The 25191-nt window shown below is 35.1% G+C and carries 23 protein-coding genes; 13 read left to right on the top strand and 10 right to left on the bottom strand.

The genetic code is table 11. The features are described from left to right. The first annotated feature begins 12 nt into the window (after window positions 1-12). The 5 genes from K6119_RS11895 to K6119_RS11875 all read left to right on the top strand — a co-directional run bounded on the left by K6119_RS11895 (window position 13) and on the right by K6119_RS11875 (window position 5522). On the top strand, window positions 13-768 hold the full coding sequence (locus K6119_RS11895; protein ID WP_221831956.1) for a hypothetical protein: 756 nt from the start codon (window positions 13-15) through the stop codon (window positions 766-768). Next, window positions 769-2055 carry a DUF4350 domain-containing protein gene (locus tag K6119_RS11890; protein ID WP_221831955.1) on the top strand — a complete coding sequence of 429 codons (1287 nt, stop codon included), beginning with the start codon at window positions 769-771 and terminating at the stop codon, window positions 2053-2055. Window positions 2056-2204: 149 nt separating this feature from the next. Further along, window positions 2205-3170, top strand: a complete 966-nt coding sequence (locus K6119_RS11885) for an AAA family ATPase (protein WP_221833681.1) — start codon at window positions 2205-2207, stop codon at window positions 3168-3170. 7 nt (window positions 3171-3177) lie between these two features. After that, window positions 3178-4521, top strand: coding sequence for a DUF58 domain-containing protein (locus K6119_RS11880; protein ID WP_221831954.1), 1344 nt, complete (start codon window positions 3178-3180; stop codon window positions 4519-4521). A 98-nt stretch (window positions 4522-4619) separates the two neighbouring features. Next, complete coding sequence (locus tag K6119_RS11875; protein WP_221831953.1) at window positions 4620-5522, top strand: hypothetical protein; 903 nt, start codon at window positions 4620-4622, stop codon at window positions 5520-5522. On the opposite strand, the gene porW is transcribed toward K6119_RS11875, so the two are convergent. The 3 genes from porW to K6119_RS11860 form a co-directional block, all read right to left on the bottom strand. Further along, window positions 5523-8201 (bottom strand): type IX secretion system periplasmic lipoprotein PorW/SprE, encoded by a 2679-nt coding sequence (gene porW, locus K6119_RS11870; protein WP_221831952.1) that lies wholly within the window; start codon window positions 8199-8201, stop codon window positions 5523-5525. An 85-nt stretch (window positions 8202-8286) separates the two neighbouring features. Beyond that, complete coding sequence (locus K6119_RS11865; protein ID WP_221831951.1) at window positions 8287-9042, bottom strand: alpha/beta fold hydrolase; 756 nt, start codon at window positions 9040-9042, stop codon at window positions 8287-8289. A 17-nt stretch (window positions 9043-9059) separates the two neighbouring features. Beyond that, window positions 9060-10364, bottom strand: coding sequence for an aminopeptidase P family protein (locus K6119_RS11860; RefSeq protein ID WP_221831950.1), 1305 nt, complete (start codon window positions 10362-10364; stop codon window positions 9060-9062). 197 nt (window positions 10365-10561) lie between these two features. Here K6119_RS11860 and K6119_RS11855 point away from each other — a divergent pair, with 197 nt between their 5' ends. From K6119_RS11855 to K6119_RS11835, 5 genes are all read left to right on the top strand, one after another. Further along, entirely contained in the window at window positions 10562-11488 is a 927-nt protein-coding gene (locus tag K6119_RS11855) for a ribose-phosphate pyrophosphokinase (protein WP_221831949.1), read from the top strand. A 49-nt stretch (window positions 11489-11537) separates the two neighbouring features. After that, complete coding sequence (locus K6119_RS11850) at window positions 11538-12170, top strand: 50S ribosomal protein L25/general stress protein Ctc (protein ID WP_221831948.1); 633 nt, start codon at window positions 11538-11540, stop codon at window positions 12168-12170. Window positions 12171-12233: 63 nt separating this feature from the next. Further along, the gene (gene pth / locus K6119_RS11845) at window positions 12234-12797 is read left to right on the top strand and encodes an aminoacyl-tRNA hydrolase (protein ID WP_221831947.1); all 564 of its coding nucleotides are present in this window, start codon (window positions 12234-12236) and stop codon (window positions 12795-12797) included. A gap of 2 nt (window positions 12798-12799) precedes the next feature. After that, window positions 12800-13633, top strand: a complete 834-nt coding sequence (locus K6119_RS11840; RefSeq protein ID WP_221831946.1) for a fructosamine kinase family protein — start codon at window positions 12800-12802, stop codon at window positions 13631-13633. Next, complete coding sequence (locus K6119_RS11835) at window positions 13633-13986, top strand: T9SS type B sorting domain-containing protein (RefSeq protein WP_221831945.1); 354 nt, start codon at window positions 13633-13635, stop codon at window positions 13984-13986. The genes K6119_RS11840 and K6119_RS11835 overlap by 1 nt, the downstream gene beginning before the upstream one ends. A gap of 4 nt (window positions 13987-13990) precedes the next feature. Here K6119_RS11835 and K6119_RS11830 read toward each other — a convergent pair whose 3' ends face one another. From K6119_RS11830 to K6119_RS11815, 4 genes are read right to left on the bottom strand one after another with little or no spacing between them, the layout of a single operon-like run. Next, a complete protein-coding gene (locus K6119_RS11830) occupies window positions 13991-15127 on the bottom strand; it encodes an acyltransferase family protein (protein WP_221831944.1) in 1137 nt (378 codons plus the stop codon). A gap of 2 nt (window positions 15128-15129) precedes the next feature. Then, window positions 15130-16437 (bottom strand): UDP-N-acetylglucosamine 1-carboxyvinyltransferase, encoded by a 1308-nt coding sequence (gene murA, locus K6119_RS11825; protein WP_221831943.1) that lies wholly within the window; start codon window positions 16435-16437, stop codon window positions 15130-15132. Continuing rightward, the gene (locus tag K6119_RS11820) at window positions 16438-17103 is read right to left on the bottom strand and encodes a DUF4290 domain-containing protein (RefSeq protein ID WP_221833679.1); all 666 of its coding nucleotides are present in this window, start codon (window positions 17101-17103) and stop codon (window positions 16438-16440) included. Between the two features lie 45 nt (window positions 17104-17148). Continuing rightward, window positions 17149-19167 carry a thioredoxin domain-containing protein gene (locus K6119_RS11815; protein WP_237828009.1) on the bottom strand — a complete coding sequence of 673 codons (2019 nt, stop codon included), beginning with the start codon at window positions 19165-19167 and terminating at the stop codon, window positions 17149-17151. Window positions 19168-19352: 185 nt separating this feature from the next. On the opposite strand from K6119_RS11815, the gene K6119_RS11810 reads away from it, so the two are divergent. Beyond that, window positions 19353-22346 (top strand): M1 family metallopeptidase, encoded by a 2994-nt coding sequence (locus K6119_RS11810; RefSeq protein WP_221831939.1) that lies wholly within the window; start codon window positions 19353-19355, stop codon window positions 22344-22346. Window positions 22347-22351: 5 nt separating this feature from the next. On the opposite strand, the gene K6119_RS11805 is transcribed toward K6119_RS11810, so the two are convergent. Both K6119_RS11805 and K6119_RS11800 read right to left on the bottom strand, forming a co-directional pair. Beyond that, entirely contained in the window at window positions 22352-22933 is a 582-nt protein-coding gene (locus K6119_RS11805; RefSeq protein ID WP_221831937.1) for a tetratricopeptide repeat protein, read from the bottom strand. Window positions 22934-22943: 10 nt separating this feature from the next. Continuing rightward, window positions 22944-23372 carry a RidA family protein gene (locus K6119_RS11800; protein WP_221831935.1) on the bottom strand — a complete coding sequence of 143 codons (429 nt, stop codon included), beginning with the start codon at window positions 23370-23372 and terminating at the stop codon, window positions 22944-22946. A gap of 81 nt (window positions 23373-23453) precedes the next feature. On the opposite strand from K6119_RS11800, the gene K6119_RS11795 reads away from it, so the two are divergent. Both K6119_RS11795 and K6119_RS11790 read left to right on the top strand, forming a co-directional pair. Further along, a complete protein-coding gene (locus K6119_RS11795; RefSeq protein ID WP_221831933.1) occupies window positions 23454-23906 on the top strand; it encodes a hypothetical protein in 453 nt (150 codons plus the stop codon). Between the two features lie 115 nt (window positions 23907-24021). Continuing rightward, the gene (locus tag K6119_RS11790) at window positions 24022-24723 is read left to right on the top strand and encodes an energy transducer TonB (protein WP_221831931.1); all 702 of its coding nucleotides are present in this window, start codon (window positions 24022-24024) and stop codon (window positions 24721-24723) included. 48 nt (window positions 24724-24771) lie between these two features. On the opposite strand, the gene K6119_RS11785 is transcribed toward K6119_RS11790, so the two are convergent. Continuing rightward, complete coding sequence (locus K6119_RS11785) at window positions 24772-25176, bottom strand: DUF7793 family protein (protein WP_221831929.1); 405 nt, start codon at window positions 25174-25176, stop codon at window positions 24772-24774. Window positions 25177-25191: the final 15 nt, after the last annotated feature.

Raw genomic sequence — 25191 nt, 5'->3', positions numbered from 1 at the left:
ATATTGTTATTAATGTCCGCGGGATTTGTTTATGGTCAAGGTGATCATGATGGTAATCGACTTTATGATCATGACTTGGATGAATCAAAATGGGAAGATATTCGCAATGACATAAGATACGAGGGAAGTGAAAATGGAGCAGGAAGACCCTGGACATATGAGAATAGAAGAGACTATGAAAGAGCACGCTCAGAAAGAGGAGGAAATGGTGGTTCAGGATCTGGTGGCGGAAATGGAAACGGATCCGGGTCTGGTTCAAATGGAGGTAGTTATTCTAGTTCGCCTTCAAGTCCAAGCGCAGCTGGTGCTGGCGGTTTAAGTGTATTGGGTTATGTTCTTTTGGGTGTATTTATAGTAGGACTCGCCTTTTTGATATTCTATTTATTCATCAATGCACCAAAAGATGGTAAAAAGGTGGATAGTGAATATGATCTTGATGAAATCAATCCAACTGAGATTCCTTTAACCGAACTACAAAGATTGTTAGGTGAAGCCCTGAGTAAAGGCGATTACAGAGGTGCTGTAAGAATATATTTCATATTTATCATTAGAGACTTGGCCAGTAAAAATTGGATTCAATGGGAAAAAGAGAAAACCAATTTTCACTATTTGCGTGAAATGGCAAATCGTCCTGAATATGATGGTTTCAATAAAACAGTGAGTTATTTTGAGATTATCTGGTATGGAGAAAGAGAATTGGATGAAAATTTGTTTAGGCAAATTCAACCAAACTTTACCCAAATGTTAGACAAATTAGGTGTTGAATAATTGAGTAAGTGGACTAAAATAGGAATCGTTGGGGTTGTAGTAATCGGTTTGATTTTACTGCTTTATTTCTTTGGATTTAATAGATCTAATAATGATAAAGTTGTAATTGATGATTGGAGCATGACCTATAATCCTTCAGATAAAGGTCCGTACGGAACCTATGTGATGAAAGAACTCCTGGATACTGTTGGTTTGTTTGGTAATTTTATTCAAATCACAGATGGTTTAGAAGAGGAGTTAGAGGATGACCCGGATGTAAATGACATTTATTTCTTTATTGGACAAACTAATCACATGGCAGATTCATCTGTTCAATATTTGCTAGAGTTTGTAGAAAAGGGAAACACCGCATTTATTGCTGCAACTAATTTCCCTGAAGAATTGGAATATGAGTTTTTCCTTAATTCATATGAAGTAATGGATGATGAGCCTGCTTATGATTCAATTCAATATCTGAAGTTTTATCATCCTGATTTAAGTGCCAAGCGATATGAGTTCAAATACATTTATCAAAATGAATTGGTTTTAATGGATTGGGAATATTTTGATACCAATAATTTTGATTTGCCTATGAACCAATCCCCGGTTGTGTTGGGCGCAAATACCCTTGATCAACCCAATTATGTGAAAATAAAATACGGAGAAGGATATATCTTTTTAAACTCATTGCCATACTGTTTTACAAATATCTGTATGCTCAAAAGAGATGGGTTTAATTATGCCGAAAGAGTTTTAGAGCATATTCCCCCAGGAAGGGTTCAATGGGATAGATATTGGTTAAGATCTCATAGTTCATACTCTTCAAACGACGGCGGTGGAGGTAGAAGCCGGGAGGAAAGACGAAGAAGTATTTTACAATTTATTACAGACAATCCTCCTATTCTGTGGGCTACTCTATTGTTGATTGCAGGAGCCATTTTATATGCCATCTTCAAGGGAAAAAGAATGCAAAAATTGATTCCGGCTGCTGAATTAAAACAAAACACCTCATTAGAATACATTAATACTTTGTCATCATTATACATGCAGCAAGGATCGCACAGCAAATTAATAGCTTTAAAAGAAAAGACTTTCTTGAATTTTATTGCGGAAAGATATTACATGATTACCCATAAGCCGGATGAAAAATTTATCGGTAAACTGGCTGTAAAATCTCAAATAGATAAAGAGACAATAGGTAACATTTTTGAATTGTTTGATCAATTGGAAGGAAGAACACAGGTTTCTGATGATCAGTTAATTGAACTACATAAACGAATCGAATACTTTTATAAAAATTGTAGATAATGGAAGAACAAAATGATATTAACCCGGAAGAGGAAAGAAACGAGCTTTCGCAGCAAAATGAAGGTCAGGACCAAAATGAGGCTGCTGCATCAGAAGTTCAATCAACAACCTCTTCAGCATCTTCTTCTTATGCACAAGAAGCAAGTCAAATGTTTGGAAGCGGCTTGAATCTTGGATTTATCAATGAGAAGGTAGTAAAGACGAGGGAAGAAATCGGTAAGTATGTAATTGGCCAAAAGGATATGGTAGATCTATTGATGATTGCCATTTTTGCTAATGGACACGTGCTGTTAGAAGGTGTGCCGGGAGTTGCAAAAACTTTGACCGCTAAAGTATTAGCTAAAACATTGGATGTTGATTTTGCTAGGATTCAGTTTACTCCGGATTTGATGCCTTCAGATGTTATCGGTACTTCTGTATATAACCTTCAAAATTCTGAGTTTAGCTTTAAAAAGGGGCCTGTATTTTCAAACATTGTCTTGATAGATGAGATTAACAGAGCACCGGCAAAAACTCAAGCAGCATTGTTTGAAGTTATGGAGGAGAGACAAATCTCATATGACGGTGAGTTGTACAAAATGGATTTTCCTTTTTTGGTTTTAGCAACTCAAAACCCTGTTGAGCAAGAAGGAACATATAATTTACCTGAGGCACAGTTGGATAGATTCTTATTCAAGATTAAAATTGATTATCCATCATTGATGGAAGAAGAAGCTATTTTGCATAGGTATAAATCAAATATTAAGTCGCCTGAATTGGATGATATCAAAGCTGTTTTTACGCCAAAAGATTTGAATGAAATTCAAAGTATTCTTGAGAAAGTAAGGGTTGAAAATCAGTTGCTAAGATACATTGCAGAGATTACTGACAAAACTAGAAATCATGCAAAATTGTACCTGGGTGGATCTCCAAGGGCTTCATTGTCAATGTTAAAATCTGCCAAAGCTTTTGCAGCTATCAGAGGACGTGACTTTGTAATTCCGGATGATGTACAGTTTGTTGCCAATCATGTACTTAACCACAGGTTAATTATGACTCCTGAAGCAGAAATGGAAGGAATTACCATTGAAGAAATAATCCAGGAAATTGTAGCTGAAGTTGAAGTACCGAGATAGACGATAAATGAGATTTCTCTACAACATATTTTACAAGCGTCTCTATTTGACATATGAGTTTTTCATTGTCTTATTAGGGATTGCCGTGTTGTTTGTTTTCGGATTTATCATTCCGGCATTTTTCTTAATTGCTCAAGCTTGTCTTGCACTGTTTTTGGCAATTACTTTATTGGAATTTGTGATTTTGCAATTCGTCAAAAAGCCAATTGCGGGAACAAGAGACGTGATGAATCCATTATCTGTGGGTGATGATAATCGCGTTACAATTCGGATTAAAAACAGATATAATTTTAAAGTAAGGATAATTGTTTATGACAATCCTCCTTACCAATTGCAATTAAGAGATCTAAAGTTTAAAGCCACGTTGGCTTCCGGGGACAGTAAACAATTTGAATACTTTATTCATCCTACTGATAGGGGTGAATATCATTTTGGTGATGTTTATGTTTATTGCAGTACTTTGCTCCATCTTGTCCAGCGAAAGGCAGTTGTAAAGAAAACACAAAAGATTCCTGCCTATCCTTCTATTATACAAATGAAAAAGTATGAGTTAAAGGTGTTTGCAAAAACTGCTGTTACAGGTATTAAAAAGATTAGACGATTAGGTCATAATAATGAGTTTGAGCAAATAAAAAATTACGTTCAGGGAGATGATATCAGAACGGTTAACTGGAAGGCAACATCTCGTATGAATTCCTTAATGGTGAACCAATATCAGGATGAACGTGAGCAACAGGTATATGCTATAATTGATAAAAGTAGAAGTATGCGTATGCCTTTTAATGATCTTACTTTATTGGATTATGCGATAAATTCAACTTTGGCATTTTCCAATGTTTGCATGAGAAAGGGTGACAAAGCGGGATTGATTACTTTTTCTGATAAGTTGGGTACAAAGTTAGCTGCAGATAGATCTAAAAACCAGCTGAGTAGGATAATGGAGGCACTCTATCATCAACGCACCAGATTTTTAGAAGCTAATTTTGAAATGCTATATCACGGTATCCGAAACCATATCAAAGGTCGTTCTTTGATTATGCTTTATACCAATATTGAATCTGAGTATTCTTTGAAAAGAATTTTGCCTTTGTTAAGAAGAATCAATCAACTGCATGTTTTGGTGGTTATATTCTTTGAAAACACAGAGGTATCTAAAACCGCACAAATAGAACCTAAACATGTACGAGATATCTATTTAAAAACCTTTGCTGAAAAGTATGCTATGGATAAGAAGAAAGTGGCGCTTGAGCTCAGAAAAAATGGAATCCAAACTGTTCTTACTACTCCTGAGGATTTGACAATTGACTCTATCAATAAATACCTTGAGTTAAAAGCAAGAGGTGTTATCTAATTTGCGATTATCGCAAAACACTATTCTGCAAGGCGTTATTTAATTACTAAAAGCAAAGCTTCCACTCTAATTTTGTTGTAACTACAAAACATTGAGTGATGCGTTTTATTAATTATTTATCGATTCTATTAGTGTCTTTTTTAATTGTTTCTTGCGGGAATTATCAAGGATTTAATAGGCAGAAATATACCAACTTCAAAAAGCTAAAACCAGTTTATAATGAAGGGCGAACAGATGAAGCTCAACAATCATTTAGCAAAGAAATTCAGCCTAAAGAGATTGTTGATACTGTTGTAGTTGAGAGTCAACCAGATTTTGAAGCTGAGAAGATTAAAACCGCAATTCAGGACGGTAAAAAGGTTTTTGTAAAAGCCAACGGCAAATATTACAGAATAGATAATCCGGTTTATGATGAAGTTTATAAAGCAGTTATAGGATCTTCAGTAGAAGTGTCCAAAGAAGATCTATCGGGTGGCAGAATTGTTATTTCTGCCAAAGAAGTTAAAAAGGAGTTTCAATTAGCTTATGTTTATCGGATAGACATTCTGAGTGTTATGTCAGATAAAGTTGTGGCTGCACAAGACAATAATCATTCTAATAGTCAACAAGTAGTAAGGGGTAATTCTCCTTCAAAAAACAGAATTCAAGAGACTGAAGTAAATTTTTTAAAATCTCATTACGGTCGTAAAACAAGATCAAGTGGTTTTGTGGCTTTAGCTGGAATTGGTACGGCATTGTTTGGTATTTTATTATTAAGTGCAGCCGGTTTTGGTTTATCAATAGTCTTGTTTTTGCTGGGCTACCTCATTACTGTTATTTCTTTGATGTGTATGGTGGTGTATGCGAGAAAATATAAGCTTTCGGCTGTACGTAAGAACCACATTCCTTTTGAGGGAGGTAAAAACTATGCCATATTAGGTTGGATTGGCCTTGTGTTCTTGTCAATATTGATGCTTTTTTTACCCCTAATCATTACCGGGATATTGGTAGCTGTTCAATAATTAAGGATATTTTTCTTTATAGAAAGTTTTATATAAATCAATATCTCCATCTTTCATAAGGCGTTGAAAGTTGGTAGAGTTGATCAAGAAAAAGTCAGCTTTTTCAGCAAGATTACCAATGCTTGTTTTGGCCGGAGTTGATTCAAAGGCCAATTTGTACTGATGTGCATTATCTTGTTTATCAAATGAGCGCACTAACAATACTTGTTTTCCACCAATTTCGGTGGTGATGATTTTTAATCTGGAGCTTTTGAAAAAGTCCTGATTAAAATTAGAAAGTTGAGTTTTTGGTTTATTGATATTCCCTAAATCTTCAGGATAAATTAAAACAAAATAATGCTCAAGTTCTTCATCATAAACATAGGCCGTTGCATTTTGATTTTCGTTTTGATTGGTATTATTGCTAGTGTTTATTGTTAATCCTTTATCCAGTTTGTCTAACATCTCTTTGGCTTGTTTTCCCTCTTCACTTTCAGGAGACATAGCATAGAGTTTTTCCAAAGTACCTCTAATAGCCTCTGCATTTCCCGGACTACTATTGCTTACTGCATACGCCTTTAACAAGTAATATTTGTTTAGAAACTGATTAGTTGTGTCATTTTCTATTATCCTATTGCACTGCAGTATTACACTTGAATATCTATGTAATCTGTAATCTTCAAGTGTTTTTCCGTAAGCGTTCAAATCTGCTTTATCTTTTTCTGCCTTTTTGTTAAAATAATCAGGATCTTGAATCATTAGTGCTACTTCACTGTTGGCATAATTGTTCAGTATTTCTTCTTTATATCTGTTGGCTTCGCTAGATCCTTTTTTATTGTAGATCAAGTATAATTGATATAGCGCAGGAAGTACTTTTGGATGTTCTACCTTTCTGTCAACACATTTTTTAAAGTATGTTATAGCTTCTCCTTCTTGTTTTAACTGCTCTTTATATATGATTCCAAGCATGTATAATGCATTCATTAATCTGTCATTGGATGCAGTCATGGCAGAATCAGATAAAGGAATATTAGCACGTAGTTGCTCTATTGCCAGTGAATCAGTGTCTATGTTTGATAAATTTTCCAGGGAATCGACGACCTCAGGATCATTCACATCAAGTGAAGAAAAGCTGGTTTTATTAGAACGTCTCCAATCATCTTCATCCTCTCTTTGACCCCAAAGTGCTCTAAAATCATTAAATCCGGATGAGGACACTTTTTGATTATAGAAATACCATTTTGAACCACTTCCTGTATTCGTTGTAGCGCTTTTAATTCTTCTTTGTTGTTCTTTTAATCTTTGTTCTTCTTCTTCTTTACGCTTTTGTTCGGCAGCTTTCATGTCTTTTAATTGCTGCGCTAAATACTTATCTAATTCCTCCGGCGACATTTGAGCTTTTTGTTGCACACTGTCTTCAAATACATACGTTTCGTAATTCACTACTAAATCAGACAATCCTTCTGCCTTACCTTTAATTTGTTCGTATGTTTCATATTCTTCTGGCAATACTTGAACGCAACTGTCATAGTATTTCTGAGCTTTTAAATAATCCTGGTCCTTAAAGTAAATATCACCAAGCGCCAAGTAACTCATTCCTTTTTGGCGGTTGTTGTTAATTGAATAGAAGGCAGATAATGAATAATTTTCCATTGCCAATTCTTTGTTGCCAGATTTCATTTCAATGTCAGCAAGGGCGTAGTATATCTGGTCTTTGTATTCATCATTTTTTGGATCCTTCAACATCTTTTTTAACTCATCTCTTATCTCTTGTCCTCCACTTGGTAATGACAATGCTTTATAGATTTGAGCCTGGAATCGCATTACATAGGGTGCGCTTGATTTTACTACTTTATTAAAGTAGAAAGATGCCTGTTCACCGTTTCCTGTTTTTTTATACAATTGAGCCAATACGAAGGTGTATCTTGCTTTAGTTTTTTTCTTCTTGGTGAATTTGATAGCCTCTTCTACATGCGGAATAGCTTTGATGTAATTTTTCTGAGCCATGTAATATTCAGCCATTACAACATTGTAGTCATCTGTAAGCTTTTTACCAGGGAAAGGAGCCGGTTTTTTTGTTTTGTTTTTCTTATCTAATTTGGCTTGTTGTTTTGCTTTTTTCTTTGCGTATCCAGATAACTTTTCTTTCTCTTTTGGTTCTGCTGCAGATTCCATATCTCTTTCAACTTGCGCTAAAATTCGTTTAGCTTCAGGATATCTACCTTGAGCTATGTAAGTTCTGGCCAACCAAATACGGGCTTCATGAACTCTTTCTTGATCAACATATAAAGGTGATTCTTGAATGAAACTAAAAATCTCTTCAGCATCTGCATAGTCTCTTTTGGTGTAATGAATAACACCTATAACAAACCAGTTATCATCAATCCATCTACAGTGTTCTTCTCCTTTATTTCTGGTTGCAGAACTTGGCATACTGTGTCTCTGTATCACAACTTCGCAACGACTAAACGCATCTTCGTATGGTTCTCTGATCTTAGCTACATCCTCTTCAGAAGGGAAAACATCTAATGGTAAAATGTTATGGTAATCTTCGTTTAATGTATTGCGATAGCTATCTAACGCCTCTGCCATTATCTCTTTGGCATTGAAATAACCATTATATTTGGCAGTCATGTTGTGATAGCCAATATTCAAAGCAGCATCTTTCTCAGTTGAGCATGAGACAAGTATCAACCCCAAAATGGAGAAGTATTTTATCAATGTATGTTTTTGCCTACTAAACATGAATTTTGCTGCCGATTGTATTAACTGCAAAAGCACAAAATTATTTTATTTCTTCAATAAGAAGTTTATTAATGGCAGCAATTAATTCAGATTGGTTTTCCCACATACCCATATGACCACAATTTGGAATGGTAATCACAGAGGGTTGATGTGCGATTTTTGATAGTTCACTTTCCATCAAGCTTATAGGTATAATAGGGTCTGAATCTCCCTGTATTATGTAAACACTTCCTCTGTCAACTAATTTATAGGCAGGTTTTCTGTCTCTCATTCCAGCAGTTGCTGCAGCAATTTCATCCGGCGGAATTTTTTTTGCTTTTTCAATTAGTGATTGTATAGTTTCACTACATTTTTCCTTGTTTGGTTCAGCAAAAAGTGCAGGAATAGCTTCTGTTATGAAATGCGCAGATTTAGTTTTTACCAATTCAATTACCCTGTTTCTATCCTTCTTTTTTTCTAACGGATCTTCCCAAAAATTGGAATGCAATAGAATGACGTGACAGGCCATGTTTCTTAATAATTCAAGGGCAACATATCCTCCCATTGAATGTCCAATTACTACAGGATTAAAAAATTTGAATTTCAGTAATACATTGAAAACTTCGTCCGCCATTTCCGTCATGGAGCAGTTTTTACCATTAAATCGGCTTTTGCCATGACACGGTAAATCAAAGGTAATTACACAATATCCCGCTTGTTCAAAATGAGGTTTTAGTCCATCCCAAATAGAGGCATCTTCCAAAAAGCCATGAAGAAAAACCAAAGGCTTTCCCTGTCCACTTATGTTGTAATGCAAGGAGATAAAACAACAAATTAAGCGTGAACATTTGCGTTCATCAATTCTTCAATTTCTTCAGCTTCAATCGGAATATTGGCCATTAGGTTGATTGGATTTCCGGATTTTTGCACCACCAAATCATCTTCTAAACGAATCCCTAAATTTTCTTCCGGAATGTAAATACCAGGTTCACATGTAAACACCATATTGGCTTTAATTGGCTCTGTCCATGAACCTACATCATGTGTGTCTAGTCCAATAAAATGTGAAGTTCCATGCATAAAGTACTTTTTATATGTCGGCCAGTCTGGATCTTGATTTTTGATGTCGGTTTGATCTATCAGTCCTAATCCAAGTAATTCTGATTCCATCAATTTTCCAACTTCCTTGTGATATTCATGTAACCAGGTTCCTTCTACTAGCATTTTTTGAGCTTCATTTTTCACACGCAAAACAGCATTGTAAACAGCTTTTTGTCTTTCAGTAAATTTACCACTTACCGGAACGCATCTAGTTAAGTCAGAAGCATAGTTCGCGTATTCTGCACCAAAATCCATTAAAATTACATCCCCGTCCTTACATTCCTGATTGTTTTCAATGTAATGTAATACACAGGCGTTTTTACCTGATGCTATTATGGGTGTATATGCAAAGCCTTTTGATCGGTTTCTTAAAAACTCATGCATCAATTCAGCTTCAATTTCATATTCCATGACACCCGGCTTAATGAAATTCAAAATTCTTCTTACACCTTTTTCAGTGATGTTACAAGCATTTTGCATTAAGTCTATCTCTGTATTTTCCTTTACGGCACGGATACTGTGCATTATTGGAGCTGCTTTCTTGTAAGTATGAGCGGGATATTCGTTTTGTAATCGTTTTATAAACCTGTCTTCTCTTGTCTCAACTTCTGTGTTGGCCCTTGTATGCTCATTTGTATTGATATATACGTTTTCTGCTTGAGCCATCAAAGCTTTCATTATCGTATCCATTTGCTCTAACCAAAAAACAGTTTTGATTCCCGAAGTTTCAAATGCCGCATCTTTGGTCAATTTTTCTCCTTCCCAAATGGCAATTAATTCACTGGTTTCCTTTAAGAATAGAATTTCTCTGTGTTTTTCATCAAAAGCATCCGGAAATATTACAAGTACACTTTCTTCCTGATCAACTCCTGACAAATAGAATATATCTCTATGCTGTTGAAATGGCATTGTGCTATCCGCACTAATCGGATAAATGTCATTTGAATTGAATATAGCTAAAGATTTTGGAGCAAGTTGCTGAACAAATTTCTTTCTATTTGCAATAAATAAGTTGCGATCTATTTTATCGTATTTCATACACTAATGTATTTAGAGTCAAGTAAAAACGGGCTTTTTCAGTAAGAGTCGAATTATAAAATTATCACTTTTAACTGAACTGCTGTTACTAGGGCACTAAAAATTATTGATAAATAGAGTAGAAATGCGCTTTTTTAAAGATTTGTAACTATCTTTGCGCTCTTATTTGAAGAACCAAAAAACAAATTCATCAGGTAATGTCAGCAGGAACAAAAATATTTGCAGGAAGAGCAACTCAAGAATTGGCAACAAAAATTGCTATGGAATTCGGTGTTGAGCTTGGAAATGTTATTGTAACTGAATTTTCAGATGGTGAGTTTTCTCCATCTTTTGAAGAGACGGTTAGAGGTCAAGATGTATTCTTGATTCAATCTACAATGCCTCCAACGGAAAATTTGTTTGAATTGTGTTTGATGATTGATGCTGCTAAAAGAGCATCTGCAAATTCTGTTGTAGCGGTTATTCCATATTTCGGTTTTGCCCGTCAAGACAGAAAGGATAAACCAAGAGTAGCTATTGGTTCTAAAATGGTGGCAAGTTTCCTTGAATCTGCAGGTGCAGATAGAATTATGACCATGGATTTACATGCTGATCAAATTCAAGGTTTCTTTGAAATCCCAGTTGATCATTTATATGCATCAACTATTTTCTTGCCATACATTAAAGAAATTGATACCGGAAATCTTATTATAGCTGCCCCTGATGCAGGAGGTGCTAAAAGAGCTAATTCATATTCTAAAAAATTGGATTTAGGGTTAGCAATGTGTCATAAACAAAGAAAAGTAGCCAATGAGGTTGCAGAGATGACTGTTATTGGAGATGTGAGTGGAAAAGACGTTATTCTTGTTGATGATATGGTTGATACAGCTGGAACTTTGACCAAGGCTGCTGAATTGTTCATGGAAAACGGAGCAAAATCTGTTAGAGCAATTTGTACACATGCTGTATTAAGTGGTCCGGCTTATGAAAGAATTGAAAATTCTGTTTTAACTGAATTAGTTGTTACAGATTCTATTCCTCTCAAACGTGAGAGTGATAAAATTAAAGTATTATCAGTTGCTAGTTTATATGCAGCTGTAATTAGAAGCTTAATTAAACACGAGTCAATAAGTACTCATTTTTAGTAAACCGGCTTTGGCTCCAAAGGATTAACCAAAGCACAAAATGTAAATAATGAAAGAAGTATCATTGAGCGGTTCTCTTAGAGAGAACGTAGGGAAAAAGGATGCTACTGCCATAAGAAATGCTGAGCGTGTGCCTGCAGTTATTTATGGTGGAAAAGAGCAAATCCACTTTAGTGTTAAACACACTGATCTAGAAAAATTGGTTTATACGCCAAATGTGTATATTATCAATGTTGAATTAGATGGTAAAAATTACAAAACCATCATTCAAGATCTTCAACAAGATCCTATCACAGACATCATGATTCACGCAGATTTTATTGAATTATCAGATGATAAGAAAGTAAAAGTGAACGTGCCTGTTAAATTAGAAGGACGTGCCATTGGTGTAATGAACGGGGGTAAAATGAGACAAATTTTCAGAAAATTGAAAGTTTATGCTGTTCCTGGTGAATTACCTGATGAAATCGTAATTGACGTTTCTAAATTGAGAATCGGTCAAGCAATTAGAGTTAGAGACTTAAACAATGGTTTAGAGATCTTAAACCCTGCTTCAGCTGTTATCTGTTCAATCAAAACTGCTCGTGGAGCTGTTGCTGATGAAGAAGAAGAAGAAGGAGGAGAAGAAGCTGCTGCTGAAGGTGCAGAAGAAGCTGCTCCAGCTGAAGAATCTGCGGAATAAGAATCACAGATATTTAATTTTACTGAAAGGTTGTTACATTCGTAATGACCTTTCTTTTTTTATATGAAGTACCTTATAGTTGGACTCGGAAATCCGGGCGCGAAATACGAAGAAACTAGACACAATATCGGTTTTAAGGTATTGGATCATTTTTTAAAAGATATTGAGGATCCTTGGGCAGTTGATAAACAAGGAATGATTGCTAAAATTAAATTCAAAGGAAGAACTTTAGTAATGCTAAAGCCTTCAACATTCATGAATTTAAGTGGAAAAGCAGTCAACTACTGGATGGTCAAAGAAAAGATTCCAATTGAAAACATTTTAGTGATCACAGATGATATTGCGCTTCCTTTTGGCAAATTACGCATGAAAGGTAAGGGAAGTGATGGTGGCCATAATGGTTTAAAGGATATCATAGCAACTTTAAATTCTGCCAATTTTGCGCGTCTTCGTTTTGGAGTTGGTAATGAATTTTCAAAAGGAAGACAGGTGGATTATGTTTTAGGAGAATGGAGTGATGAAGAAAGAAAAACTATTGAGGAAAGAATGGATATCTGTGGTGAGTTTATAAAAGGATTTGCTACAATTGGATTGCAACAAACTATGAATAACTGGAACAATAAGTAAAAGTGAATGTTGACAGATTATTTATCAAATTAGGTTATAATCTCAATGATATAACAAGGCTTTCTGGTGGTGATATCAATGCCGTTTTTAAGGCCGGTTCATCAGTTTACAAAGTTAATTTCGCCGAACATTATCCAAAGATGTTTCAAAAAGAAGCAAATGGTTTGCAATTGCTTTCAAAGGCGATTAAAGTTCCCAATGTTTTAAGATATGATGTGTTTGAAGATCTCCAGTTCATTGAGCTTGAGTATTTGGTGGAGGATTCAAAGACTGGAGAATTTTGGGAATCATTTGGAATGCAATTAGCGGCACTTCACAAAATTTCAAATGAGCAATTTGGTTTGGATGAATCAAATTATATTGGTTCACTTGTACAAAACAATGAATGGGAAAGTTCATGGAGTGAATTTTACATCAATTCAAGATTGCATCCTATGATTGAAATGGCGGTCAACAGTGGAGAGATTGACTATGTTGAAGCTAAAGTCATTGATAAATTCTATTTGAGATTGGATGAAATATTCCCCATTGAGGAACCTGCATTAGTTCACGGAGACCTATGGGGAGGAAATTATTTATGTGCTAATGGTAATCAACCTTTTTTAATTGATCCGGCCGTTTATTATGGTCACCGGGAAATGGATATTGCCATGATGCATCTTTTTGGTGGATTTGAGAGTTCAATTTATGAGCATTATAACAATGTATATCCTTTAGAAAAGGGTTGGAATAAAAGAATTGAGTTTGGCCAGCTTTATCCTTTGTTGGTACATGTTAATTTGTTTGGGCGCAGTTACTGGGGGCGAGTAGAACAAACTTTAAAACAATTTAAATAATGAGAATATTAGTAACAACTCTTTTAATTCTATTGAGCAGTATAGTATTTGCGCAAACAGATGTAAGTGACTGCATGGATAATATTAAAGTGCCTAAATCCTTCACACCAAATGGAGATGGTGCAAATGACGTTTTAAAGATTGAATTTCCGTGCCCAGCTAAGAAATTTGAGTTTCAAGTGCTGAATCGTTGGGGTCAAGTAATTTACAGTTCTAAAAATCCGGCTTTTGAGTGGGATGGAAAAGATGCCAATAATAACAATTTGGAATTGGGTGTATATCACTGGCGTATCATATTTAAATACCAAAAAACATCATATACTAAGGAAGGACAGTTTACACTGATAAGATAATCGATTAAAATTTCCTCGTCTTCACCACAGCAAACCGTTCTTTCATTTTTAAGAATTGCTTTTCAAAAATTTCAAAGCTAAAAACGGACACAACAATTACTACAATTGGATAAATTAACCAGAAAAGAAACCAATTGTAAACTTCATATTTCATAAAAAACTTATCAATTAACACTAGCAGTAAAATGTTGTGAAACAGGTAAATACCGTAACTTATTTTTCCTAAGTAGGATATTTTTCTGAACAGCCAGTTGCCTTTACCTTCAGCTTCATTTAATACGAAGTACATAACCGGAATTCCGTAAAGGAGCATTATTACATATTTCTGGAAAACGCCACTGTAAAGTGTAGTAAAATCTTTAGTTGGCACCATCATTAAGAAAACCACAAGTGATAATATAATTAAATAAATGATGCCTTTAGGAACTTTAAATTGTATGGGATTTGAAGAATGAATTAATCCAATTAAACCTCCAATTATCAGTGTATCCATTCTGCTTAGGGTATTCAAATAAATATGCCAACTCATATTAGGCATATCGTGAATGTAGATTCTGAAACCTATACTTACAAGAACAAGTGATATTAAAATGTATTTGAGGTATTTTAAAGGCAAAAAGGCAATAATCAAGGGCCAAATAATGTAGAATTGTTCTTCAATGGCTAAGGACCAAAAATGAGCGAAAGGAAAGGTCCAGCTTTCATTTTGAATGATATCAAAGTTTCCGATAAATAATGCGTTTGCCAAATAGTCCGGCTCTTGAGATAATTGAAGCCAAGACACCAAAAATGGAGCGATTAGGATGGCTGCATAATACAAAGGCCAAATTCTTAAACTTCTTCTAAGGTAAAATTTGCCAACATGTATTTTGCCATTAATTTTTCGCTCTTGAAGTAGTATATAAGTGATAAGGAATCCTGATATAAAAAAGAATATTTCTACGCCAATTTCCAGGTTATTGGCAAAGGTTTCCAAATAAATAAAATTGCCAGAAAACAGTTCTGCTGTGTATTCTGCTGAATATCTAAATTGTACAAAATAAGCTTTCCACGCTCCAAAAGCATGACCAATTAAAACAAGGATTGCAGCAATGAAACGGATAATGTCCAGATTCTTAAAAAAGATCCGTTCTTTTTTCACAATTATCCAATTCTGCGGATATCAGCTCCCAGGTTATTCAGTCTAACGTCGATATTTTCATACCCTCTATCTATTTGCTCAATGTTGTAAATAGTAGATTTTCCTTCAGCTGATAAGGCAGCAATTAAAAGAGATACTCCTGCTCTAATATCAGGAGATGTCATTGTTGTTCCTCTTAACTTGTGTTCGTGATTCATTCCAATAACCGCAGCCCTGTGTGGATCACACAAAATGATCTGAGCTCCCATATCAATCAACTTATCTACAAAGAATAATCTTGATTCAAACATTTTTTGATGAATCAATACAGATCCTTTTGCCTGAGTGGCAGTTACTAAAACAATACTCAATAAGTCTGGTGTAAATCCCGGCCATGGAGCATCTGAAACAGTTAAAATTGATCCGTCAATGAATGTATCAATTTTGTAAGATTTTTGCTTTGGAATGAATAGATCATCACCATCCAGCTCAATTTGAATACCAAGCTTTCTGAATACATCCGGCATAATTCCCAAATCAGGATAGCTTACATCTTTGATGCGAATTTCAGATTTGGTCATAGCTGCTAAACCAATGAATGATCCAATTTCAATCATATCCGGTAAGATTCTATGGAAACATCCATTTAGACTCTTCACTCCTTTAATTGTCAACATGTTTGAACCAATGCCTGAAATTTTAGCACCCATTTTGTTCAACATCTTACACAACTGTTGTAAATAAGGCTCGCAAGCAGCATTGTAGATGATAGTTTCACCTTTAGCAAGTACAGCTGTCATCACAATGTTTGCAGTTCCGGTAACAGAAGCTTCATCAAGGTGAATGTATGTTCCGGCTAATTTTTTTCCTTCAACAGTATAGAAGTATGTTTTAGGATCGTAATGGAATTCTGCACCTAATTTGGCAAATCCTTCAAAGTGCGTATCTAATCTTCTTCTTCCTATTTTGTCACCTCCCGGTTTTGGCATATAAGCTTTACCAAATCTGGCTAAGAGTGGACCAACTATCATAATTGATCCTCTCAATGAAGAAGCTCTTTCTGTAAAATCTTCAGATAGTAAGTATTTAAGATCTACGTCCTTAGCTTTGAAAGAATAAGTACCCTTTTCAACTTTTTCAACCTTTACTCCCATTGCTTGTAAAAGGTTGATGAGTTTGTTGACATCAACAATGTCAGGTATATTGGAGATGGTAACTTTTTCAGGTGTCAATAATACTGCGCATAATACTTGTAGTGCTTCGTTTTTTGCACCTTGCGGAACCAAGTCTCCTTTTAAAGAATTGCCTCCGTGAATTTCAAAAGCTCCCATTTATTGATGTCTTTTTCGGTTTTTATTTCGGTTTTTGTTCTTATTGTTGTTTCTACTTCCGCCCTTGTTGTTGTTTGATTTTTTAAGACCTTGTGCCTTAAGGATATCATTTGTTCCGGGAAGAAATGAAGTGTCAAACAATTGGATTTTACCATCAGATAATTTGGCCAAATGATCAATAATAACTTCATCTTCAACAGAAGTATCATTGAATGACAGATAAAATCTTTTCATTAAAACAGCAATGTACTTTTCCAATGCATCACGTTCATCCCCTTTTGGCATTTCAATTGCCTTGTCTATCATTTTTTCTACGGTTTTGCCATAGTGTCCTATCTTGATTTTACTTTGAGGATAGTCAACTTTATTAGGTTTGCCACTCAGCTTTTCCTTTTCAGGAATTGGATATGGCGAATCAACATCTAATTGAAAATCAGACATGATAAACAAGTGTGTCCAAAGTTTTGGTTTGTATTCCTCTACATCTCTCAAATGTGGATTCAATTCTCCCATTACTTTGATAATGGCGTTTGCAACTTTGTTGCGTTCTTCTTTAGTAGGAAGTGATACTGCGTAATCGACCATTTTTTGAACATTTCTTCCGTATTCCGGAATCTGCATTTTAGGTCTATCTGTATTGTAAATTAGTGCTGAGTTATTTTGCATAGATCTCAAAAATAATGTTTTTGTTTGAGAATTTGGGGTCTAATCCTATTTGATCTGTTTTAATGCTTCAGATACTGTCGAAACTGGCATTTGACAACTCTTGTTTACACAAACAAAAATAGTCGTCTCATCCAAAAATTTACCATCTAATAATGGCAACTTTCCCTTCTCTCCTCCCATAAATGTTGCATTGGGAATATAATGTGTTTGGAACTCTTGCATTTTATTTTTCCAGTTATTTCCGGTAATCGCAATTTCATAATAGGAATTAGTCATCTTAGATAAAAGAATTCCCCAGTTTGAATATCCCGCTCCGTAAGTTTGAATTTGGTTGTAAACATTGGCCATCATTTGTTGGGCGTGATTTAGCATTTCTTCATCATAATAATATGTACCAATATCAAATAGGTTATTGGCCATTACCGAGTTTGAAGCTGGAATTACATTGTCAGATAATTCCATTTTTCTTGCTACTAACTGAGAACCTTCATTGGATGTAAAGAAATACATTCCACTTTTATCGTCTTTAAAATGTTTATCTGTTAGCGCCAAAAGGACCTTACTTTTATCTAAATAATCCTCATCAAATGTTACTTCATAAAACTTTACGTACATCTGAATTGCAAAAGCATAATCTTCTAAAAACCCTTCAATTTTACTGTTCTTTTCTTTGTAAGTGTGCCACAGTTTACCGTCTTTTCTCATTTGATATTTTTCAAACCAATCAAGATTTGCAAGGGCAGCTGCTAAAAATGAATCATCATTAAAAGCTAAATAGGCATCCAAATAAGCTGTTGTCATTAAACAGTTCCAAGATGTCAATGATTTATCATCCAATCCTGGGCGCTCTCTTTTAGATCTTTCAGTTAATAATCGCTGGTTGATTTGATCAATTTTTTTATTTAATTCATCTGTGCTGAGATCAAATTCACTTGCTACGGTTTCGTCATTTTTAATTCGGTGCAAAATGTATTTACCTTCCCACTGTGCAGCAATGGACAAATTGTAATATGATTTCAAAATCTCGTGATCCTCTCCGGCAATTTCTTTCAATTCATCCTTTCCCCACACATAGAATTTGCCTTCTTCTCCTTCTGAATCTGCGTCTAAAGCAGAATAAAATGCGCCTTCTTTTGTAGTCATTTCTCTTTTAACCCAATCAAGTGTTTCATAAACAACTTCTTTGTATAAAGGATTTTTGGTGCGTTGATATGCATGAGCGTATAAACTCACTAGTTGAGCATTGTCATACAACATCTTTTCAAAGTGAGGAATTTTCCAATTTAAATCGGTAGCATATCTGGCAAACCCTCCGCCAATTTGGTCATAAATTCCACCGTATGCCAGTTGGGTTAGCGTTAAATCTACATGAGTCATTACGCTATCATTGCCTGTAAGATGTGCGTACTGCATCAGAAATTCATAGTTGTTAGGAAGCGGAAACTTTGGTGCTCTGTTTGCGCCACCTTTTACATTGTCAAAGCTAATGGCCCATTTGGAAACCATTTCATCCAACCTATCCGCAGAAAATATTTTGTTTTCTTCTTTAACATCAATTAGATCATATTGTTGAATGCCTTCAGTTAGTTTCCCGGCATAATCAAGTACTTCTTTTTTATTGTTTTGATATGAAGCATGTAATTGATTTAATACGTCAACCCATTTGTTTTTTGGAAAGTAAGTTCCTCCATATATTGGTCTTCCATCAGGTAAAGTAAAACAATTTAATGGCCATCCACCCTGTCCTGTCATTAATTGAACTGCATTCATGTATACCTGATCAACATCCGGTCTTTCTTCTCTGTCTACTTTGATGCAAATAAATTTTTCATTCATTATTTGAGCAACTGCGGTATCTTCAAAGCTTTCATGTTCCATTACGTGACACCAGTGACAAGATGAATATCCAATAGAAACCAACACAAGTTTATCTTCTTTTTCAGCAGTTAAAAATGCTTCGTCACTCCAGGGAACCCAGTTCACCGGATTGTGCGCATGTTGTAATAGATAAGGGCTGCTTTCGTTGATAAGTGCATTTGTGTAAACCGGATCTTTTTCTTTCACTTTGTTATTGTTTTGACTTGAGGCGCAAGACGCATTGAACAATATGATCAAGCAACACGATATGATTTTTCTTGCGGTCATTCGAATTTTTATACCATTGATGTAGTTAATCAACCTACTATTGTAAATATAGCTATCTTTCAACTTTAATTATTGCATAGTACCAGTCTATAAAGATCATGCCAATGAAAAAGAGTCTAATTCTAGCCTTGTGTTTGTCTTCCTTTTCTGTGTTTTCACAGGGATATTTTCAACAAGAAGTCAACTATAAAATTGATGTTAAATTAAACGATAAAGATCATACATTATCGGCATTTGAAGAGTTTGAATACATCAATAATTCAACTACAGCGCTTGATAAAATTTACATTCATTTATGGCCAAATGGATATAAAAACAATGAAACTGCTTTGGCAAAACAACTGTACGATCAAGGTAATACTGTTATGCAGTTTGCTGAAGAAAAAGACTTAGGTTGGATTGATTCGTTAAACTTCAAAATAGATGGTAATGATGCTAAATGGGAGTTGGATCCTGAAAATATTGATATAGCCATACTACATTTAAATTCAGTTTTAAAGCCCGGTGAAAGCATAAAAGTATCTACTCCGTTTAAGGTTAAATTACCTTCGGGAAGCATTTCCAGATTAGGTCACATTGAAGAGTCGTATCAGATTACGCAGTGGTATCCTAAACCTGCAGTATTTGATAAAGATGGGTGGCATGCAATGCCTTATTTAACTCAAGGTGAGTTTTACTCAGAATATGGTTCGTTTGATGTTTCAATAACGCTTCCTAAAAACTATGTAGTAGGTGCTACAGGTGATTTACAAACAGAAAGTGAATTGGCATTTTTGGAAGAAAAAGTGGCTGCAACTCAAGCGCATTTTGAATCAGAAACATTTTCGGCTGAAGCAAGATTTCCGGATTCAGACAAAGAGTTTAAAACTGTAAGATTTACCCAATCAAATGTACATGACTTTGCCTGGTTCGCAGATAAGAGATTTGAAGTATTAAAAGGCGAAGTTGAATTGCCGCATTCAAAAAGAAAAGTTACCACTTGGGCCATGTTTGTGCCTTATCATAATAATCTTTGGAAGGATGCTATTGAATATATCAATGACGGAACTTATTACTATTCAAAATGGAATGGTGATTATCCATACAACAATGTTACAGCTATAGACGGTACAATCTCAGCCGGTGGAGGAATGGAGTATCCAAATATTACAGTAATTGGAAATGCCGGATCTGCAATGGAATTGGAGGTTGTAATAGTACATGAGGTGGGTCACAACTGGTTTTATGGTCAATTAGGTTCAAATGAAAGAGATCATGCCTGGATGGATGAAGGGCTGAATACGCATAATGAAATAAGATATATTCAAACTAAGTATCCTAACAACCAGCGTATGTCAGAGATGATGATGGGAATGGCTGAAACGTTTCACTTTGAGCATTTGTCTCATCATGATATGAATAAAATTACTTACCAAACTGTTGCAGCTTATGGAGTTGATCAACCAATTGAATTGCCCTCAGCTGATTATGCACCGGTTAATTATGGGGCAATTGTTTATGCAAAAACAGGTCTTGAATTTACCTATTTAAGAGATTATTTAGGAGATGAAGAGTTTGACAAAGGAATGCAGCTTTACTATAAAAATTGGGAGTTTAAGCATCCTCAACCTAATGATATGAGAGCTGCTTTGGAAGAATCCTCAGGTAAAAACTTGGCATGGATGTTTGATGAAATTATTCCTACAACAAAGCAAATTGATTATAAAATTGCTGGAGTAAAAGCAGAAGATGGAGGTTTTAAGGTAAAAGTAAAAAATGCAGGTCAAGTTGATTGTCCGGTAAGGGTAGATGCATACAGATATGGAAAGCTGACCAATACTGTTTGGTTGGAGCCTGGAGGAGAGGATGAAGTATTTTTTAAGGGAAATACATTTGATGAGTTTATCATTGATGCAGGTGAAAATATGCCTGATGTCAATAGAAACAATAATTACTGGAAGAAAAAAGGTTTGTTTGCCAAAGCAGAACCTTTAAAAATGGAATTTTTGTTAGGTGATAATGAAGGTAGAAGTAACAATGCCTGGTATACCCCGGTAATTGGAGGAAACAAGTATGACGTAATTATGTTGGGAGTTTTGTTTCACAATCAAACCATCCCTAAAAACAGATTGGAATACACAATCTCTCCTTTGTTTTCAGTTGGGAGATTAAATGTTGCAGGTTTTGCAGATTTAAACTATACCTGGACACCTCCCAAAAACTTTAAGGCAGTTACCCTTGGTTTAACAGGTAAAACTTTCGGTATGGGAATTCAAAATCCTGTTGCTGATTCTACAAAGGGACCAAGAGGAACCTATTATGTAGCGCATCCATATTTAAAATTGGCAATTGGTAAACCGGCCGCAAGAAAGCATTATAAACAAAACCTTACGCTTAAAGGAGCTTATGTTTATGAAGACGGTGGAGCTAACTTCCAGAGTACAATTTATGGTGGATATGTTGAATACGACTTTGACTTTAAAAAGCGAATTCACAGCTTTAATGCAAATACTAGAGTAGACTATGTAGATTACAATTATGATGTGGGAGCCATTAATGTTCCGGGACAGTTAATGAACGGTCAAGTGGCTGTGAAGTACGGAATTCAATATTGGCCTAAAAAGAAAAAGTCTGTTGAGTTAAGAGGATATTTTGGTCAAAACTTTATGTATAACGGAACAGAGAACAATAGATTCGGAATGTCATTGGCAGGGCAATCAGGTACGCAAGATGTGTTTTATGAATGGTGGATGATGGGAAGAAATGAGTCTTCAGGATTTTATGGCAACCAAAGAATTGAGAATCAAGGTGGGTTTAAAACAGTTTCTGATTCGTTAACTACCACTTCAATGTTGTTTGGTACCAACCTAATTTTTGAAATACCTTATTTACCTGTAGTGTTGTATGCAGATTTTGGTATGCTGGATAGAAATGGGACCATGATAACTGCTTACGATTTTGGTGCAGGAATCAGATTTAGTGATGTGTTTGGAGTTTATTTTCCAATAGTTGAATCAAGCAACATGTACAGTACGGCAACAAAATATTGGAACCGTATTAGGTTGACTATAAACATGAACGGATTACGTCCGGCAGAAATTATAAGGAAAGTCTTGTAATAGACTTATCTCATTTTCTTGTTGGCTACTTTTTTGCCTTTGTTCATTTGAGCCATGCGCAATTGGTTGGCTGAAGTAGCTCTTCCCATTTGCTTTTTCATGGATTTGATATATTCTGAAAGCATACCTTTTGAATCTAATTTTTTAGCCTCATTTAAAAGGTTTTCAGCTTCTTTTCTTCTTCCAGTTTGCATGCATACAGCTGCAATGTTGATTTTAGCCATTGCCTGATCATGATCTCTTTTTAAACCAAGGCTAAGAGCTTTTCTTAACATTTGTTCAGTAGTAGACATTTTAGCGTTTTGCTGAGAAGCAAGAGCCATCAAATAATAGTAATATGCTTTTTGTCTTTTAACCAAAAATCTAGGGTCAATTTTACTCAGGTATTTTTGCCCCTTTTCCATGTTTTGTTGTCTCAAATGGAGTGTGGCTAAAATGATATTTTGGTTTCTGAATAAGAATAATCCGAAGAATACAGATACCAATACCATGAATGATCCCCAAACATAAGATCCGTCACCAAAAAGGTAAACAGTGAAACCAAGAGAACCAAGGGTCAATAATACTTTAATAATAAATCCAAACATGAATAATAATTTAGTTAATGGTCGCTATACATTTTAATTCAATCGCTATTGGTGTAGGTAAGCTGTTAATTTCAACAGTTGTTCTGCAAGGTTGGTTGTCTTTAAAGTACTCTGCGTAAACTTTGTTGTAGGTATGAAAATCTCTTTTCATGTTTACTAAGAATACAGTGACATCTACCAAATTGTCCCATGATGAACCTGAAGCTTCTAAAACAGCTCTAACGTTGTCAAATACTGATCTGCATTGCGCTTCAAAATCAAATGCTTTAAAATTTCCGTTGAGGTCCAATTCTAATCCCGGAACAGCAGAGTCATTGGCATCAGAGCCTGCTACTCTAGGTCCAACTCCTGAAAGAAACAATAAATTACCCACTTTTCTGGCGTGTGGGTAAAGTCCAACCGGTTTAGGTGCTCCTGAAGCGCTTATCTTATCTGACATAGCATATTTTTTTGCAAATATAATGATTTGGATTTGTATTAATTATCATTTTCAAAGCTGCATAAATTCTATCTTTGTGATATGTCAACACAACTAAAAATTCATTTAGCGATTGGTTTTTTAGCATTTATAACTGCTGCAATATCAGGATATTTTGGGGTAAGTATCAACAATGCCAATGAAAATGTAAATATTCAGTACTTAAATGAATTTGATGATATTCACTATTACGATATAGTAAACGTTCCTAAATTAACTTTTACGGCTGCGGTTGTCACCTTACCGTTAATGATGGCAATATTGGTTCTTGAGCTTCTTTCTATCAAAAAGGCTTCGATTAAAAAGACCAGGAACATGGCTATGGGTTTGAGTGTTGCTGCCCTAATTGTGTTAGTGGTAGATTTTCTTACTTTGATGAATCCAGAGAATTATGATTTTTCTAAATGGGGTTATTTATGGATCGCCATGTCATTCTTTATTCTGGTTGGAAACATGTTGTCATTTGTAATGCTAAGATTTGGTAGAAATCAATAAGCATTAACAAAAAATTAACTTTTAAACCCCTTCTAAGTAACAGTAAATCAATTAATTAAAAATTTGGCACAACGATTGCAATTTGCTTTGTATTGTTTAACTAAATTTTTTAATTATGATCGCAAAAAAATCCAAAAAAGCGAATTTAGAACGCAAGCGATTTGCGTTTTTTCAAATCGGACTGCTTTTATCTGGTGCAATGTGCCTGGTGGCATTTGAATACACTTCAGGTGTATCAGAAGAAAGAGTTGTTGTTTTTGATGAAGGACCAAGTATTACTTATATAGATCCTATTGATGAAGATCTGTATAACCAAAAAGAACAGCCTAAGCAAGAACAACAAAAGGCGCAAGCAGTTAATTTAGAAAATGTTGTTGAGGGCTCACGAAATCCTAATGAAGGAGCAGTAGTGGTAACAGACCCTGATATTACATTTGATCCAAATGACTTAACAGGTATCGGGCCAATTGATCCGGGACAACTTATAGAGCCAACTGGTGGCATTGTTGATGTTCCAGATTTTGAGCCTGAATTCATTGGTGGTTTGGAAGCAATGAGCAAATGGTTACAAAAAGAAATAGATTATCCTCAGGACATGATAGACATGGGGTTGTCAGATTTGGTTTATGTACAGTTTGTCGTAAACGAAGACGGATCTATTTCAAACGTTGAGGTAGTAAAATCACAATATGAAGCTTTTGCAAAAGAGGGTAAAAGAGTGGTTAAAAAAATGCCGAAATGGAAACCGGGTGAACAAGCTGGAAAACCGGTGAGAGTTAGATTTACTTTACCGATCAACTTTCAATTACCTAAATAAAATCTTATAATTAAATTGATGGGCCATCTCGTTAAGGGGTGGCCTTTTTTATGCGGTAATCATTTCTTTGTCATACTGAGTATTGAGCCAAAATATTGCATCTTCTTCATTGCTCATCACAGTCACTTTATCTTCTGATCTGGCAAACCTAACATAGGAATGAATTAATAATTCTTCTGCAAAATTATTTACCAATAATACCTCGGCTATTCTAAGTTTTTTGATTGTTTTATTGTACGTAACGTACTTTCTTGCCTCATCTGTAAATTGTAAGTTCTCAGCCCTCATGTCTACGAGACAAACGTATTTTTCTTTACCGAATAATTTTTCTCTGATTCCGGTGATTTCTTTCTGATCACCTATGCTAATTACTTCCTTTTTAGTGTAAGTAATTTTTAAAATATTGCCTATTCTCTCTACCGTACCGGCAGAAAATGTTTGGGTTTCACTCATGATAAGCAAAGTTAT

The sequence above is a fragment of the Paracrocinitomix mangrovi genome (assembly GCF_019740355.2).
Taxonomy (GTDB): Bacteria; Bacteroidota; Bacteroidia; order Flavobacteriales_D; family Crocinitomicaceae; genus Paracrocinitomix; species Paracrocinitomix mangrovi.
This window is presented reverse-complemented; position numbering and strand designations above follow the sequence as displayed.

Bases quoted from the DNA above. Each gene is read 5' to 3' on its own strand.
- pth (WP_221831947.1), top strand. From the start codon at position 12,234: ATGAAGTACCTTATAGTTGGACTCGGAAATCCGGGCGCGAAATACGAA.
- K6119_RS11895 (WP_221831956.1), top strand. From the start codon at position 13: ATGTCCGCGGGATTTGTTTATGGTCAAGGTGATCATGATGGTAATCGA.
- K6119_RS11800 (WP_221831935.1), bottom strand. From the start codon at position 23,372: ATGTCAGATAAGATAAGCGCTTCAGGAGCACCTAAACCGGTTGGACTT.
- K6119_RS11805 (WP_221831937.1), bottom strand. From the start codon at position 22,933: ATGTTTGGATTTATTATTAAAGTATTATTGACCCTTGGTTCTCTTGGT.
- K6119_RS11820 (WP_221833679.1), bottom strand. From the start codon at position 17,103: ATGCAAAATAACTCAGCACTAATTTACAATACAGATAGACCTAAAATG.
- K6119_RS11810 (WP_221831939.1), top strand. From the start codon at position 19,353: ATGAAAAAGAGTCTAATTCTAGCCTTGTGTTTGTCTTCCTTTTCTGTG.
- K6119_RS11850 (WP_221831948.1), top strand. From the start codon at position 11,538: ATGAAAGAAGTATCATTGAGCGGTTCTCTTAGAGAGAACGTAGGGAAA.
- K6119_RS11885 (WP_221833681.1), top strand. From the start codon at position 2,205: ATGTTTGGAAGCGGCTTGAATCTTGGATTTATCAATGAGAAGGTAGTA.
- K6119_RS11790 (WP_221831931.1), top strand. From the start codon at position 24,022: ATGATCGCAAAAAAATCCAAAAAAGCGAATTTAGAACGCAAGCGATTT.
- K6119_RS11835 (WP_221831945.1), top strand. From the start codon at position 13,633: ATGAGAATATTAGTAACAACTCTTTTAATTCTATTGAGCAGTATAGTA.
- K6119_RS11795 (WP_221831933.1), top strand. From the start codon at position 23,454: ATGTCAACACAACTAAAAATTCATTTAGCGATTGGTTTTTTAGCATTT.
- K6119_RS11860 (WP_221831950.1), bottom strand. From the start codon at position 10,364: ATGAAATACGATAAAATAGATCGCAACTTATTTATTGCAAATAGAAAG.
- K6119_RS11785 (WP_221831929.1), bottom strand. From the start codon at position 25,176: ATGAGTGAAACCCAAACATTTTCTGCCGGTACGGTAGAGAGAATAGGC.
- K6119_RS11880 (WP_221831954.1), top strand. From the start codon at position 3,178: ATGAGATTTCTCTACAACATATTTTACAAGCGTCTCTATTTGACATAT.
- K6119_RS11875 (WP_221831953.1), top strand. From the start codon at position 4,620: ATGCGTTTTATTAATTATTTATCGATTCTATTAGTGTCTTTTTTAATT.
- murA (WP_221831943.1), bottom strand. From the start codon at position 16,437: ATGGGAGCTTTTGAAATTCACGGAGGCAATTCTTTAAAAGGAGACTTG.
- K6119_RS11855 (WP_221831949.1), top strand. From the start codon at position 10,562: ATGTCAGCAGGAACAAAAATATTTGCAGGAAGAGCAACTCAAGAATTG.